At 48.2% G+C, this 14,693-nt stretch carries 17 protein-coding genes; 14 read left to right on the top strand and 3 right to left on the bottom strand.

Annotated elements, in window-relative coordinates; genetic code table 11:
* The first annotated feature begins 8 nt into the window (after positions 1 to 8).
* The 10 genes from spoIIAA to lysA all read left to right on the top strand — a co-directional run bounded on the left by spoIIAA (position 9) and on the right by lysA (position 6,564).
* Positions 9 to 359: an anti-sigma F factor antagonist gene (spoIIAA, locus tag CB4_RS16210; RefSeq protein ID WP_096466812.1), complete on the top strand. Its 351-nt coding sequence runs from the start codon at positions 9 to 11 to the stop codon at positions 357 to 359.
* On the top strand, positions 359 to 814 hold the full coding sequence (spoIIAB, locus tag CB4_RS16205) for an anti-sigma F factor (RefSeq protein WP_231956046.1): 456 nt from the start codon (positions 359 to 361) through the stop codon (positions 812 to 814). The genes spoIIAA and spoIIAB overlap by 1 nt, the downstream gene beginning before the upstream one ends.
* Before the next feature lie 11 nt (positions 815 to 825).
* Positions 826 to 1,581, top strand: coding sequence for an RNA polymerase sporulation sigma factor SigF (sigF, locus tag CB4_RS16200; protein ID WP_096466811.1), 756 nt, complete (start codon positions 826 to 828; stop codon positions 1,579 to 1,581).
* Positions 1,582 to 1,659: 78 nt separating this feature from the next.
* Positions 1,660 to 2,289, top strand: coding sequence for a stage V sporulation protein AA (locus CB4_RS16195; protein ID WP_096466810.1), 630 nt, complete (start codon positions 1,660 to 1,662; stop codon positions 2,287 to 2,289).
* On the top strand, positions 2,270 to 2,695 hold the full coding sequence (locus CB4_RS16190; protein WP_096466809.1) for a stage V sporulation protein AB: 426 nt from the start codon (positions 2,270 to 2,272) through the stop codon (positions 2,693 to 2,695). Before CB4_RS16195 ends, CB4_RS16190 begins: the two co-directional genes overlap by 20 nt.
* Before the next feature lie 15 nt (positions 2,696 to 2,710).
* The gene (gene spoVAC, locus CB4_RS16185) at positions 2,711 to 3,190 is read left to right on the top strand and encodes a stage V sporulation protein AC (RefSeq protein ID WP_096466808.1); all 480 of its coding nucleotides are present in this window, start codon (positions 2,711 to 2,713) and stop codon (positions 3,188 to 3,190) included.
* A 12-nt stretch (positions 3,191 to 3,202) separates the two neighbouring features.
* A complete protein-coding gene (gene spoVAD / locus CB4_RS16180; RefSeq protein ID WP_096466807.1) occupies positions 3,203 to 4,222 on the top strand; it encodes a stage V sporulation protein AD in 1,020 nt (339 codons plus the stop codon).
* Positions 4,223 to 4,224: 2 nt separating this feature from the next.
* Complete coding sequence (spoVAE, locus tag CB4_RS16175) at positions 4,225 to 4,578, top strand: stage V sporulation protein AE (protein ID WP_096466806.1); 354 nt, start codon at positions 4,225 to 4,227, stop codon at positions 4,576 to 4,578.
* Positions 4,579 to 4,581: 3 nt separating this feature from the next.
* Positions 4,582 to 5,166, top strand: a complete 585-nt coding sequence (locus tag CB4_RS16170; protein ID WP_096466805.1) for a stage V sporulation protein SpoVABEA — start codon at positions 4,582 to 4,584, stop codon at positions 5,164 to 5,166.
* 78 nt (positions 5,167 to 5,244) lie between these two features.
* A complete protein-coding gene (gene lysA / locus CB4_RS16165) occupies positions 5,245 to 6,564 on the top strand; it encodes a diaminopimelate decarboxylase (RefSeq protein WP_096466804.1) in 1,320 nt (439 codons plus the stop codon).
* Positions 6,565 to 6,856: 292 nt separating this feature from the next.
* Here the strand turns inward: lysA and CB4_RS21695 are convergent, their stop codons facing one another.
* From CB4_RS21695 to CB4_RS16155, 3 genes are all read right to left on the bottom strand, one after another.
* On the bottom strand, positions 6,857 to 7,087 hold the full coding sequence (locus tag CB4_RS21695; protein ID WP_146226563.1) for a hypothetical protein: 231 nt from the start codon (positions 7,085 to 7,087) through the stop codon (positions 6,857 to 6,859).
* A gap of 78 nt (positions 7,088 to 7,165) precedes the next feature.
* On the bottom strand, positions 7,166 to 9,001 hold the full coding sequence (locus tag CB4_RS16160; RefSeq protein ID WP_096466803.1) for a UbiD family decarboxylase: 1,836 nt from the start codon (positions 8,999 to 9,001) through the stop codon (positions 7,166 to 7,168).
* Positions 9,002 to 9,817: 816 nt separating this feature from the next.
* Positions 9,818 to 10,252 carry an HIT family protein gene (locus CB4_RS16155; protein WP_096466802.1) on the bottom strand — a complete coding sequence of 145 codons (435 nt, stop codon included), beginning with the start codon at positions 10,250 to 10,252 and terminating at the stop codon, positions 9,818 to 9,820.
* A 313-nt stretch (positions 10,253 to 10,565) separates the two neighbouring features.
* On the opposite strand from CB4_RS16155, the gene CB4_RS16150 reads away from it, so the two are divergent.
* The 4 genes from CB4_RS16150 to CB4_RS16135 are packed head-to-tail and all read left to right on the top strand — an operon-like array spanning position 10,566 to position 14,475.
* Positions 10,566 to 11,660, top strand: a complete 1,095-nt coding sequence (locus tag CB4_RS16150) for an ABC transporter ATP-binding protein (RefSeq protein ID WP_096466801.1) — start codon at positions 10,566 to 10,568, stop codon at positions 11,658 to 11,660.
* A gap of 30 nt (positions 11,661 to 11,690) precedes the next feature.
* Positions 11,691 to 12,767, top strand: coding sequence for an ABC transporter substrate-binding protein (locus tag CB4_RS16145; RefSeq protein WP_096466800.1), 1,077 nt, complete (start codon positions 11,691 to 11,693; stop codon positions 12,765 to 12,767).
* Positions 12,768 to 12,797: 30 nt separating this feature from the next.
* The gene (locus CB4_RS16140; protein ID WP_096466799.1) at positions 12,798 to 13,700 is read left to right on the top strand and encodes an ABC transporter permease; all 903 of its coding nucleotides are present in this window, start codon (positions 12,798 to 12,800) and stop codon (positions 13,698 to 13,700) included.
* A gap of 1 nt (position 13,701) precedes the next feature.
* Positions 13,702 to 14,475, top strand: a complete 774-nt coding sequence (locus CB4_RS16135; protein ID WP_096466798.1) for an ABC transporter permease — start codon at positions 13,702 to 13,704, stop codon at positions 14,473 to 14,475.
* The last annotated feature ends 218 nt before the right edge of the window (positions 14,476 to 14,693 follow it).

The following is a 14,693-nucleotide window of genomic DNA, read 5'->3' as shown; positions in this document are numbered from 1 at the left end:
GGGTTAGTGTGAGTTTGCGAGTGGATACGGAATGTGTGGAGGATGTGCTGATTGTGCGCCTGGAAGGAGAACTCGATCATCACACAGCTGAGCTCCTCCGCCACAAATTGGAGGATGACATCATGCGGAATCCGGTTAGCCATCTGCTGCTGAGTTTAGAGAACCTGCATTTTATGGACAGCTCTGGACTTGGCGTGATTCTTGGGCGCTACAAGCAGATGAATGCGCGTGGGGGCGACATGATGGTCTGCTCACTCAGTCCGGTTATGTATCGCATGTTTGAATTGTCTGGTCTGTTCAAAATTTTGAAGATCAAGGAGTCTGAACATGAAGCGCTCCTTGCCTGGGAGGTGGCATAATGCTTGGCAAAAGCGAAAACAACTTCATGCGCCTGTCATTTGCGGCGCGCAGCGAGAATGAAGGGTTCGCCCGCATTACCGTGGCTACATTTCTCGCCCGTTTGCCTCTGACGCTTGAAGAGGTGGAGGAGATCAAAACCGTTGTGTCGGAAGCGGTGACGAATTCGATTATTCATGGCTATGAAGGGGATGAAACCGGAACAGTCGTGATTGAGACGACGTACACCCCGTCTGCGATTGAGATTCTGATTGAAGATCAGGGCATTGGCATCGTGGATATGGAGGAAGCCCGTCAGCCGCTGTTTACGACCAAGCCAGAATTGGAGCGTTCTGGAATGGGTTTTACGATTATGGAGAGTTTCATGGACGCGATGGAAGTGGAGAGCGAGATCAATCGGGGCACACGAATTCGACTGGTGAAATATCTAGCCAAGAATGAAGCGCTCTGCAATTAGGAGACATGCCGATGGAGACCAATGTACGTAATGCCAACCATTCTTATCTGTCCGATCAAGAGGTCAAACGATTGCTTGCGGCAAGTCAGGCGGGAGATACAGCAGCACGAGATACATTGGTAAATTGCAACATTCGTCTGGTATGGTCAGTCGTTCAGCGTTTTTTAAACCGTGGCTATGAAGCAGACGATTTATTTCAGATCGGTTGCATCGGATTGCTGAAAGCGATTGATAAATTTGATTTAAAATTCGATGTCAAATTTTCCACGTACGCGGTACCGATGATCATCGGTGAAATTCAGCGCTTCCTGCGAGATGACGGGACGGTGAAGGTGAGCCGCTCCTTAAAAGAGATCGCCAATAAAGTACGGCGTACTCGGGATGAATTGTCCAAGACGATGGGACGCCTGCCAACCGTGAGTGAAATCGCGGAAGTACTTGAGATTACTCCGGAAGAAGTGGTGTATGCCCAGGAAGCGAATCGTGCGCCATCGTCTATTCACGAGACGGTCTTCGAGAATGATGGCGACCCGATTACGCTGATGGATCAGATCGCGGACAAGGATGAAGAAAAATGGTTCGACCGGATCGCTCTCCGCGAAGCAATCGCCCGCCTTGGCGAGCGGGAGCAGCTAATCGTATACTTGCGCTACTACAAGGACCAGACACAGTCTGAGGTAGCGGAACGCCTGGGCATTTCACAAGTTCAGGTATCACGACTAGAGAAAAAAATACTGCGTGTCATGAAAGACCAGATCGAGAAATAACTCGCTCTGGTCTTTTTCTATGCTCGCATACCGGACTTTCTACTGACAAATACTATCCGTATGCAAGGAGGGAAGGATATGGCTGACCTCACCCATGTGTATGTAAAGTTAAAAGGTAAAATCAAGCAACCGCCTGGAACTACGCTGCGTGTTGGGGATATCGCGGATGTTCTGACAGACAGTCCGTATGAATCGGTGATTCAGGATGCAGTGCTTCATGTGCTTCGCATAGAAGATGGCAATCGCTATGTGGTGGATATGATGCATGTAATTCGTGCGGTGCGAGCGGTTATGCCGGATGCGGATGTGCACGGCATCGGCGCAGGACAGATGCTTGTCGAGATTGAAATTCCGAAACGTCCAGCAAGTCTTTTGCTGGTTGCCTTTGTCTGGCTCGTACTGTTCATCGGTTCCGCGCTGGCGATTATGAATTTTCACACCGATGTAAGCATGCAAGAGGTGCACCAGCGTGTGTATGAACTGGTGACCGGACATAAGAATGCACATCCGTTCATTCTCCAGATTCCGTATTCGATTGGGGTGGGGGCGGGGATGATTTTGTTTTTTAATCATTTGTTCCGCAAGCGTTTCAACGAGGAGCCGAGCCCACTCGAATTGGAAATGTTTTTGTATCAGCAAAATCTGGACGACTATGTGCTGACACATGAAACACCGGGAGGAGAACAGCATGAGCGCGGCGGCAAGTAGCGTGCTGCTGGCGCTGATTGGGCTGTCTGGGGGGTTGATCGTTGGTAGCGGGTTTGTAGCATTTTTAACGGTACTCTCATTAATCCCCCGCCTTGTGCAGATTACGAAGTGCGCGTCACATTTGATTTATTTTCAGTGGGCCGTTGTGTTCGGGGCACTAGGCTCTACGTTGTTCACGTTGTTTTGTCCGCTACTTCATCTTGCATCCGCCTGGCTGATTGTACCGGGTTTGTTCATGGGGATTTTTGTTGGTCTTTTGGCGGCAGCTTTGACAGAAGTACTGAATGTCATCCCGATTCTCGCTAAGCGCATGTATGTATACGAGTATTTAGCTTTATTCATCCTTGCGCTCGCACTTGGGAAAGTTACCGGCTCACTTTTTTACTGGATATATTTCGTCAAATAAGGGAGGAGGGCGCCTATGTCCACCGTAAAAACAAGACAGCAAGCCCGGCTTACAAAAGCGCAGCAAGCATATAGCGAGCGGGCGGCTAAATACAAGCCGAAGCCGCCGTACGTACGCAATTGCGTAAAAGCATTTTTGGTAGGGGGAGCTATCTGTGCATTCGGTCAGGTTGTTTCTGATTTTTATATGAGCATGTTTGGCTTCTCAAAGCAGGAAGTAGGGAATCCGACTGTGGCGACCTTGATTTTTCTGGCGGTTCTTCTGACGGGATTTGGCATCTACGATAAGCTCGGCCAGTTCGCTGGAGCTGGCTCGGCTGTGCCAGTGACTGGGTTTGCTAATTCTATGTCATCCGCTGCGATTGAACACCGAACGGAAGGGCTTGTGCTCGGGGTTGGGGGCAACATGTTCAAGCTGGCGGGCGGTGTGATCGTATACGGAGTAGTCTCCGCGCTGGTTGTCGCACTTGTGAAGTGGTTGATTATTAAAATGTAGGGAGGAGACAGCATGAACGAACCGCGATGCGGGCGGCAGACATGGCAGTTCCAGCAGGATATTCGCTTGCTTGGCAGCGCGGTGGCGGTCGGTCCGCTAGAAGGAGACGGTCCGCTTGCTGCCGAGTTCGATCATATTCATGATAATATGTACGCCGGGCAGAAATCATGGGAAAAAGCCGAGCGGCATCTGATGTGTCAGGCTGTAGAGACAGCCATCGAGAAAAGCAATTTACTGCAGAGCGAAATTGATATCGTGCTGGCGGGCGATTTGCTGAATCAGACGATTTCATCAAACTTTACTGCCAGTAAACTCAATATTCCACTACTTGGCATGTTTGGAGCCTGTTCGACTTCCATGGAGACGTTGTCTGTCGGTGCAGCGCTCGTTGATGCGGGCTACGCTCATTATGTCGTAGCGGCGTGCAGCAGTCACAACTGCACAGCGGAGAAGCAATTCCGCTATCCGACCGCATACGGTGGCCAGAAGCCGGAATATGCTCAGTGGACGGTAACGGGAGCGGGTGCTGGTGTTGTCGGAAAAGACGGCAGCGGACCGCGCATAACCCATGCGACAATCGGTAAAGTGGTCGATATGGGCATTAAAGATCCGTTTGATATGGGAACGGCGATGGTACCAGCTGCGGTGGATACGATGTCGACACATTTTCGTGATACCGGACGTGTGCCACACGATTATGATCTTATTGTAACTGGAGACTTGGGCAAGATTGGCTACGCAATTTTTAAGGACGAAATGAAAGAACTGGCGTATGATATGTCGCCAGTGTATAACGACTGTGGATTGATGATTTATCGGCCGGATCAGGCGGTATTCTCAGGGGGAAGTGGCTGCGCGTCCAGTGCAGTGGTTACATATAGCTACATTATGAATCAACTGCGAGCGGGTACGCTTACACGTGTGCTTGTATGCGCGACCGGCGCACTGTTCAGTCCCGTAAGCTACCAGCAGGGGGAGAGCATTCCGTGTATCGCTCATGCCGTAGCATTTGAAGCCGTAAAGGAGGAGTAAGTATGTCACAAATTTTAATTGCGTTTGCTGTCGGCGGCCTAATCTGTGTCATCGGTCAACTGATGCTTGATATGGCAAAGCTGACACCGGCCCATGTAATGAGCATTCTGGTAGCGATCGGCGCGATTTTGGACGGACTCGGGTGGTATGATCCACTGATCGACTTTGCGGGGGCGGGCGCTACTGTTCCGATTACAAGCTTCGGGCATTCGCTTTATCATGGAGCGTGGCAGGAAGCAGAGAAAGATGGGTTGATTGGACTTATTAGCGGGATGTTCCAAATTACAAGTGCGGGTATTTCCGCGGCAGTCGCCTTTAGCTTTTTTGCAGCGCTTGTATTTAAGCCGAGGGGATAAGCAATGGAACGCATCCGGCGAAACGTGATTTTGATTACGGACGGTGATGCGGTGGCCAGGCAGGCTGTCGAGAACGTGGCCCGCAGAATTGGCGGTCGCTGCATCTCTCGTTCATCAGGCAATCCGACACCGCTTAGTGGAGAACAGATTGTTACGCTCATTAAGCAGACGCCACATGATCCTGTACTGGTCATGTTTGACGATAACGGAGACGGTCGAATGGGCCGGGGGGAGCGGGCGTTGTATTATGTCTCCACTCATCCCGATATTACGGTACTTGGCGCGATCGCGGTTGCTTCCAAAACGAAATACGCACTTGGGGTGGAAGTGGATGTATGTATTGATCGCTACGGTCGAGTAACTCGAAAAGCGGTTAATAAAAATGGGTTTGTTGAGAAAGGGACAAAGGCATATATTATAGGGGATACGGTTGATGTGTTAAACATGCTGCGTGTTCCGGTTATTGTTGGCATCGGAGATATCGGGAAGATGAAGGGACGGGATGAACAGTGTTTCGGCTATCCGGTTACGATGGCGGCTGTTTCTTTTATATTGAAGCGCAGCGGATATCATCCAGTAAATACGTAGTTGTCACCCTTTAGCGAGGTGTGGTACTGTTGTAGACAAATAAATGATGCATTACGGTAGCATTGAGGAGGAAGCGGAGTGTTTTTACACGGAACAAGCAGAGTAAATGAGAGGGGACATCTGGAGATTGGGGGTTGTGATACAGCTGATCTAGTACGTACATACGGAACGCCGTTGTATGTGTATGATGAGACGCTGATTCGCGAGAAATGTCAGACTTATGTGAAAGCATTTGAAGAAACGGGATTCCGTTTTCAAGTGGCGTATGCCAGCAAGGCGTTTATGTGCATGGCAATGTGCCGTCTTGTAGCAGAGGAAAATATGTCGCTTGATGTTGTATCAGGCGGTGAGTTATATACGGCGCTTACAGCGGGTTTTCCGGCTGCACGCATTCATTTCCACGGCAATAATAAGACAGAAGATGAGCTGGTAATGGCACTTGATGCTGGAATTGGCTGTTTTGTTGTAGATAATTTCTATGAACTTGAAATTCTGAATGATCTGGCAAGGGAACGTGGGGTGATTGTTCCGATCATGCTGCGTCTTACACCGGGGATTGAAGCACATACACATGAGTATATTTCGACCGGCCAGGATGATTCGAAGTTCGGCTTCGGTGTGGCAACTGGTCAGGCGCTTGCGGCAGTGAAGCGTGCACTGGATAAGGAATCCGTTCACTTGCTTGGGATTCATTCTCATATCGGATCGCAAATTTTTGATACGGTTGGTTTTGTTGGTGCAGTAGAAGTACTGGGAGCATTCTTGGAACAGGTACGCACCGAGACCGGGTATGAAGTGGAAGTGCTCAACCTTGGCGGAGGATTCGGCATTCGTTATACAGAAGAAGATACGCCGTTGCCGGTTGATGAGTATGTGAAGGTGATTACCGATGAAGTGCGCCGCCAGTTCAGTGCACGTGCATATCGCATGCCGGAAATCTGGATTGAGCCGGGCCGAAGCATTGTTGGTGATGCGGGAACGACACTGTATACAGTCGGTTCGATCAAGGATATTCCAGGCATCCGCAAGTATGTAGCAGTTGATGGAGGGATGACGGATAACATTCGTCCTGCGCTGTATCAGGCAAAATACGAAGCGGCACTTGCAAACCGGATGAATGAGCAGCCAGCTGAGACGGTATCCATTGCGGGCAAATGCTGTGAGAGCGGCGATATGCTGATCTGGGATTACATGTTGCCGGAAGCAAAACCTGGCGATATCCTGGCGATATCCTGCACGGGAGCGTATGGTTATTCGATGGCGAACAACTACAACCGTATTCGTCGTCCGGCTGTTGTGTTTGTGAAAGATGGCGGCGCTGAAGTTGTGGTCGAACGGGAAACATATGACGATCTCATTAGAAATGATCGCCTGCGTGCCGGAGTTATACAGAGGTAAACGAAACGAGGCTGTCTTACAAGCTAGAACATAGCTTGTAAGACAGCCTCTTTTTGTACAATCGACAACGTGTGGAGAAGGGAGTGGGAGAAGGGAGGAGCCGTTCGCTTGAGTACAACTTGCAGGGAAGCTCTAACTGTCCGCTCCGGGAGCCCGACGAACTCGCCCGCAAAGAAAAACCCGGGACACTAGAACGGGTTTGCTCAGGTTGCAACTGGCTTTTTGGAAGCCTGCTTCCTTGTTTTTTTACTTGCATAGCAAAGCTCAGCCTCTTGATTATGCTTGAGAGTTTTCATCCAAACTGTGTCAGGAGCGGGATCGGGCGGGGCAACGGAACGCCTGTGCGCGACTCCCCAGCGGAAGGGGGCAGGCGAACGGGATTTTGCCCACAATACTTCGATGCGAATACATCATGGGCACCTTTTGTGGGCGAGTTCGCCTGGCACCTGGAGCGGACAGTCACCACTTCTTCGTAAGCGTACCGAAGTGACGAGGCCCCGCCCGATCCCGGCTCCTCCACCACACTTTGGAGACAACCTACATCAAAAAGAGGCCGTCCCGTTTGCCATGTTCCGGCTTTGGGGACAGCCTCTTTTTATTTTCACCGCACTTTTACTCCACCCAAACTGGCCCCTTTGACAAAGAATCGTTCGATGTTTTTCTCAACAGTTGGATCGGGTACTAATGGCGGTGCGTGATGTGGTTTGATACGAGCATCAATAATAAGATTATCGCACGCCCAATGCTTGTTCTCATAATAACTATTCACACCATACATGTCATGTGAAGGATTGCTGCGCGTAAATGTAGCCCACAGAAAATTATTGAGGGTCGCACTTGTAAATGTGCTGTCATCACATAGGATGATCATCGGGCAAGATGGGAGCGGACCTTTGGCTTGAATCGCGTCACATAACCCTTGTAGTTCTTGCTGCGCTTTTGCGTAACTAGTAAATGCAGGACCTTGTATCACGACGATGCCCGGCATTACCAATCGTGCGTTTTCAAACGGGTGCAACTCCTTCAAAACGTCAGGGACCTCTTTACACAGCTCTCTTTTCTTATCCCCATAAGCTGCGAAGACTACCTTGCTGCCGCTATTTAATCCGGTACCTGAGTAATCAAGAGTATCGATGGTTGTATTTGTATAAAAATGAATGTCTCGATGTAAATCAAGCCGTTCGAGAATATAGGTTAGAAACTCTACTTCATGATGCGTATCGAGTGGTAGGTTCTCTTCTGCTGTAATGAATAAAAACTTGGCTAGACTTAATTGTCCTGTTCCTAAAATACGATTGGCGATCGTAAGTAATTCGGTCGGCTGTTTTACTTGTTGATACGGGGTGTACCGTTCGCTACCTATCGCAAAGAGCAATGGATGTACGCCCGCCGCATCTACCGCATGGACTTCTTTTACGCCAGGGATTTCTTGCCTGATTGCATCACCGGTTAATTCATGGATGAGGTCGCCGAATGCCGTATCTTCTTGAGGGGGACGACCAACGACTGTAAACGGCCATATAGCATTTGGCTTGGCATACACTTTATGTACTTTCATGACCGGAAAAGGATGGGTCAGGCTGTAATAACCTAAATGATCGCCAAAAGGACCCTCTGGTTTGGTTTCTCCCGAATGAATTTCTCCGGTTATAACAAAATCCGCATCATTACTAATACAGAAGCCGTCGATATAACTGTAATGAAAACGACGTCCAGCAAGTAAGCCCGCAAAAGTCATCTCGCTTAGCCCTTCTGGCAGGGGCATGACGGCTGACAATGTGTGCGCCGGGGGTCCGCCTACAAAAATGCTCACTTTTAGTGGGGCGCCTTGTTTGTCCGCTTTGTTCTGATGGATTCCGATACCACGGTGAATTTGATAATGCAGACCAATCTCTTTATCCAGTTCGTATTCATTGCCACTCAGTTGAATCCGGTACATACCTAGATTAGAATTCATAATCCCCGGCTTTTCCGGATCTTCCGTATAGACCTGGGGCAACGTGATAAAAGCACCGCCATCCATTGGCCAGTGTTGAATGAATGGAAGATCTGATACTTTGATTTCCTGTGCGGTAACTGGTAGGCTTCCTGATTTTTTTACAGGCAGGGCTTTTGCGGCCGCTAACCCGGTTTTGATATTTTTCAGTGGATTTTTTAATGCTTTTATTGGATCATTGCGCACAGTCATTACGTCCTGTACGGCTTTCCACGTATGTCGGAAGATAAATTTGCTGCGCTCTACTGTTCCGAAAAGGTTGGATACAGCTCGAAATTTTGAGCCTTTTACATTTTCGAATAATAATGCAGGCCCACCCGCTTCATACACTTTCATGTGAATCGCAGCCATTTCAAGATAAGGGTCCACTTCTTCGCGGATGCGGACCAGATGTCCATTCTTTTCTAAATCGATTATGCAATCTTCTAAATTGCGATACATAATGTGAATTGCTCCAATCTCTAGAAATGTATTTCCCAGATACTCTTACCATCCATTTTATCAGTCTTTTATCATTGTTGAAATAGAGCTACTTGGAGGCTGCCCCAACAGCCAGAACATGGTGGGAGGGACAGCCTTGTTTGTGAAATCGAAAGTTTGGTGGAGGGAGTGGGAGAAGGGAGGAGCCGTTCGCTTGAGTACGCTTGCAGGGAAGTAGTGACTGCCCGCTCTAGGAGCTCGTCGAACGTGCCCGCAAAGAAAAGCACGGAATGTTGATTCACTGACGTGTTGCGGGCAAAGGCGCGTTCGTCGTTCTCCCTCCGCTGGGTCGGCGCGGACAGATGCTCTCTTGTTCCTCCCTTTTCCCACTCCCCGCACAACGTTTCGGGTTACAAAAACGCTCGACACCAGAATGGATTTACTCGGGGTACAACTGGCTTTTTGGAAGTCGTCTGCCTTTTTTTTACCTGCATAGCAAAGCTCAGCAGCTTAATTATTCTTGATGGTATTCAACCAAAGTGTGCTAGGAGCGGGATCGGGCGGGGCAGCGGAACGCCTGTACGCGCCTACTTAGCGGAAGGGGGTGGACGAACGATTTTTGTCCACAACGCTTCGGTGTACATGCATCGTAGGTCTTTTTTTGTGGGCAAGTTCGTCTAGTCCCTGGAGCGGACAGTCCCCACTTCCCTGCAAGCGTACCGAAGTGACGAGGCCCCGCCCGATCCCGCTCCTCCACTACACTTTGGCGAAATCCTCCACCAAGAAAAAAGCCGCCCCACTTGCTTATGGGACAGCTTCTCTGTTTTTATGTACGAATTACACTTTTAGGCTATCGCGGATTGTAGCGGCAATTTGCTGCAAGTCAGTTGGCGTATAATCAGCCGTATGATCGACGAAGTGAGGGTGGAACCCATCTTCTTTTCCGTAGCGGGGAATGATGTGCATGTGATAATGGAATACCGTCTGACCAGCTGTTTTTCCATTATTATTTAAAATGTTTACACCGTCAGCCCCGGTTTGTTTTTTCACAGCATTTGCGATCTCTGGTACGACACGGAACAAGTTAGCCGCAATATCAGACTCCAGTTCAAAAATATCCTGGCGATGTGTTTTTGGGATAATGAGGGTATGTCCTTTCGTTACCTGGCTAATATCAAGAAAAGCCAGCACATGGTCATTTTCGAATACTTTCGCTGATGGAATTTCCCCCTGGATGATCTTACAGAAAATGCAGTTTGGATCATGCGCCATATCAAATTCCTCCTTGCGTTTTTCGTTTTATTTTATCATTCCTTATCTAAAAATTGAAACGTAAATCGTCCAATACAGCCTGATATTTCTGATGCTAATAAGCATTATGTGATGCATTTTTGCATTGTGTAAATTTTCTTACTGATTTCTTTGAAAAATAGCAGTCTAATAATTTTAAAAAATTAAAAACAATGCATTTCCACATTGTTATCCATTCAAAAATACATATATTTCGCAAAATTTAAAATTGGCACAATTGTTGCTAGGTATAAAGTGTTATACGACAGCCTAGAGAAAAAAGGGGGTAAATAAAATGGCAAAGGGGATGGACTTATCCATCAGCAATGCAACCAAGTTTTACGGTAACTTTAAGGCGGTGGACAGCGTTAACCTTGACGTTCGTAAAGGAGAATTCCTTACGATTCTCGGTCCGTCCGGCTCCGGCAAAACGTCACTTCTTAAACTGATTGCCGGCTTTGAAGAGCTGACAAGCGGCTCGATTCAGTTAAATGATCAAGATATTACACGTAAAAAACCATATGAACGTGATATCGGGATGGTATTTCAGAACTATGCACTATTTCCGCATATGACAATTGGTGATAATGTAGCTTATCCGCTTAAGCTGCGCGGTGTTTCAAAGCAGGAAATTAAAGAGCGTGTACATAACATTCTCGAATTGGTCCATCTGGGACATCTGATAGATCGCTATCCGAAACAGCTGTCAGGTGGACAGCAGCAGCGCGTGGCGATTGCCCGGGCGATTGTATTTAACCCACCGCTTCTATTATTGGACGAGCCACTCGGAGCGCTTGATAAAAATCTGCGTGAACGCATGCAGCTCGAGATCAAACACATTCAGCAGCAGATCGGCATTACCACGATCAGCGTTACGCACGATCAAGCGGAAGCGCTTACGATGTCTGATCGGATCTGTGTTATGAATCACGGGCGAATTGAGCAAGTGTCGTCTCCAGAAGAGATTTATCAGTTCCCACAGAATCGTTTTATTGCTGAATTCATTGGTGAGATCAATCTGCTCGGAGGCGAAGTTACCGGCACGGAACAGGACAGCTCGATTGTTCGTCTGATGGGAGATGCCGGGGTGTCTGTGCGCGCCCATGGTGCCAAGTCACATCAGGAGCAAGTGTATGTTGCACTTCGTCCGGAGAACGTTCATGTCGCACAAGAAGCGGGTCAGTATGAGAACGCACTTTCTGTGGCGGTAGAAGAAAAAATTTATCTTGGCGATTGCATCAAACTGAAGACGAAAACAACATTTGGACAAGAATTGACTGTGCGTGTTCCGGTCGGGTACGCGCACTCTCTCCAGCCGGGTGAGACGATCACATTAGGCTGGAATCATGGCGATGCGATTACGATTCCGTATGAAGCAGACGCCAGCTAATTATTCATCACATATAAGGGGGAAAAAGAGATGAAAAAGGTATGGAAAAAACCACTGCTCGTTCTTGCATCATTGGCACTTACATTCAGTGTAACCGCATGTGGGGGCTCAAAAGACAAAGAAGCAGGTGCACCGGCTGCAGGCGGTTCTAAAGAGCTTGTTGTTGTAGACTGGGGTGGCGCATCTTCTGAAGCAGCCAAGAAAACCGTATATGAGCCGTTTGAAAAAGCAAACAACGTGAAAATTACGGTAGTGTCCCCAACAGACGTAGGTAAGCTTAAGGCAATGGTTCAAAGCGGAGCAGTGGAGTGGGACGTTGTTAACTCTGACACGGACGTAGCACTTCGCCTGGAGAAAGAAGGGCTTCTCGAGAAACTTGACTATACACAAATCAAAAAAGATGGTGTTTATCCGGAGCTTGTGACAGACTGCTCGATCGGTCTGCAAGTCTATTTTACAAATATTGCTTACAATACGGAAGCGTTCCCAGGTGGCAAGCATCCGAAAACATGGGCGGAGTTCTGGGATACAAAAACATTCCCAGGTGCACGTTCCCTGTACAAAAATCCGGTTGGTACACTGGAAGCCGCTCTTCTTGCTGACGGCGTAGCACCAGACAAGCTGTATCCGCTTGATGTTGATCGCGCTTTCAAAAGTCTTGGGAAAATTAAGAAGGACGTAAAAGTATGGTGGGATGCAGGAGCACAGCCGCCGCAGCTTCTTGGCACAAAAGAAGTTGTAGCAGCCGCTGCCTGGAATGGACGTGTATCCAGCGCGAAAGCACAGGGATCACCGATTGACAATGAGTTCAATCAGTCACTCGGTATGGCGACTTCATGGGTAATCCCGAAAGGCGCACCGCACAAAGACCTAGCGCAAAAATTCATTGCATACGCCGTAACAGCAGAATCGCAGGCAGCATACTCGAAGTCGATCGATTACGCTCCGACGAACAAAAAAGCACTTGATATGCTCCCGAATGACGTGAAGCAGCGCATCGGTCAAACACCGGAACGTGTAGAAAAACAAATTCTCATTAATAACAAATGGTGGCTCGATAACTACGATAAAATTGCAGAACGTTTCAACAAATTTATGCTTGAATAGAGATGAAAGACAGAGGGGGTGCTCACCACGATGTCCACAAAAGTAAATACAGAGGCACCGGTACCAGGTATGGTACCTCCTCTAAACCGGTTTGTCCAAATTCCGGGACTGAAATGGCTGTTGCTGCTCGTCCCGCTTGTGTATACAGCGATTCTGCTGTACTACTCCATGGCAAGTGTATTGAAGCTGAGCGTATATGACGACAAGGGCTTTACCATGCAGTATCTTCAGCAAGTATTTACAGAACCGCTGTACTTAAAGGTGCTGTGGAATACGCTGAAAACATCGTTCATTGTTATGCTTGTCACGCTTGTCATTTCGTATCCGATTGCATATCTGCTCGTTGTCATGGAATCGGAACGCTGGAAAAAAGTCGTACTGTCGCTTGTGATGATTACATTATGGATCAGTCTGCTTGTCCGTACATTTACCTGGACGGTCATTCTGCAAGATCAGGGGATTATTAACAAGCTTTTACTTTCGACAGGGCTTATCTCAGAGCCCATGAAGTTGATGTACAATACGACAGGTGTCGTGATCGGTATGACGCACATTCTCATTCCGTACATGGTATTGAGCCTGTACTCAGTTATGGAAGGGATTGATCGTCGTCTTGTACAGGCGGCGCAGGGAATGGGTGCACGTCCGTGGAAAGCGTTCGCGCAGATTTTTCTGCCCCTGTCGCTTCCAGGAGTAATGTCTGGCTCACTAATCGTATTTGTACTTGGCATTGGTTACTTCGTTACACCCGCGCTGCTTGGTGGACAGGGGAACATGATGATTTCCAAGCTGATTCAGGAAAACATTCAGATGACACTCAATTGGAGCATGGCTTCCGCTATTTCGGTTGTTCTGCTTGTAACAACGCTCATTTTGCTCGGGCTGGCAGCGTGGGTAGCACGTCTGTCTCCGCTGTTGAAAGGAGAGAAATAGTATGTGGCTGCGCCTGTATGTTGGGGTTATTATGGTTCTCATTACGCTGCCGATTCTTGTTCTGATCCCGCTGTCTTTTAGTTCGCAGATTACGTTTACGTTTCCACCGCCTTCGTATTCAACGAAGTGGTACACGGCGTTTTTTGAGAATTCGCAGTGGATGGACGGATTGTGGCGCAGTTTGACCGTGGCAGTACTGACGGCTATTGTATCAACGATTATCGGAACGATGGCATCGATGGCTGTCCAACGTCTGGAGTTTCCAGGTAAAAAAATCTTTACGAATTTAATTGTGGCACCGATGGTTATTCCAGTCGTCGTGGTCGGGATTGCGATGTATCATACATTTTCGGTGTACAAGCTGACCAACACGATTACCGGCCTGGTGCTCGCGCATTCGATTCTGGCGATTCCGATGGTATTTGTCACCATATCGGCCAGCCTGAAAGGAATCGACCGCAATCTGGAGTTGGCAGCATTAAGCCTCGGTTCTACTCCGATCGGTGTGTTTTTTAAAGTAACGCTTCCACTCATTAAATCAGCGATGATGGCCAGTGCGCTGTTTGCCTTCATTACTTCGCTAGATGAAGTCGTTGTTTCGATCTTTATCGCGGGGGCCAGCACGAAAACATTGCCGATTGTGATGTGGGAAAACATGCGTACACAGGTAGACCCGACCATTGCTGCAGCTTCTACGCTGCTCATTGTCGGCACGATTCTTCTGTTCTCTCTACAGGGACTCTCCCGCACTGGACAGAAAACAGACCCTAAATAAAAAAAGCCATTGCCCTTTTACCAGGGCGTGGCTCTTTTTACCCGCTCTTGATGTTTTTATGCATTTTTTTGATGTTAAATTGCATCGAAGGGATGGGGATAGCGTATCAAGTGGGTAAATTTCAATTGTTCTGTCTCTCGATGCACGATATAATGCGGATATGCATTATATTCTTTTCCTCTCTCACGGATATATCACGATTTATAAAGTTTTTATAG

Origin of the sequence: Aneurinibacillus soli, from assembly GCF_002355375.1 — a bacterium.
GTDB lineage: Bacteria > Bacillota > Bacilli > Aneurinibacillales > Aneurinibacillaceae > Aneurinibacillus > Aneurinibacillus soli.
Note: the sequence above shows the minus strand (reverse complement) of the source record. Positions and strands in the feature narration are given on the sequence as shown.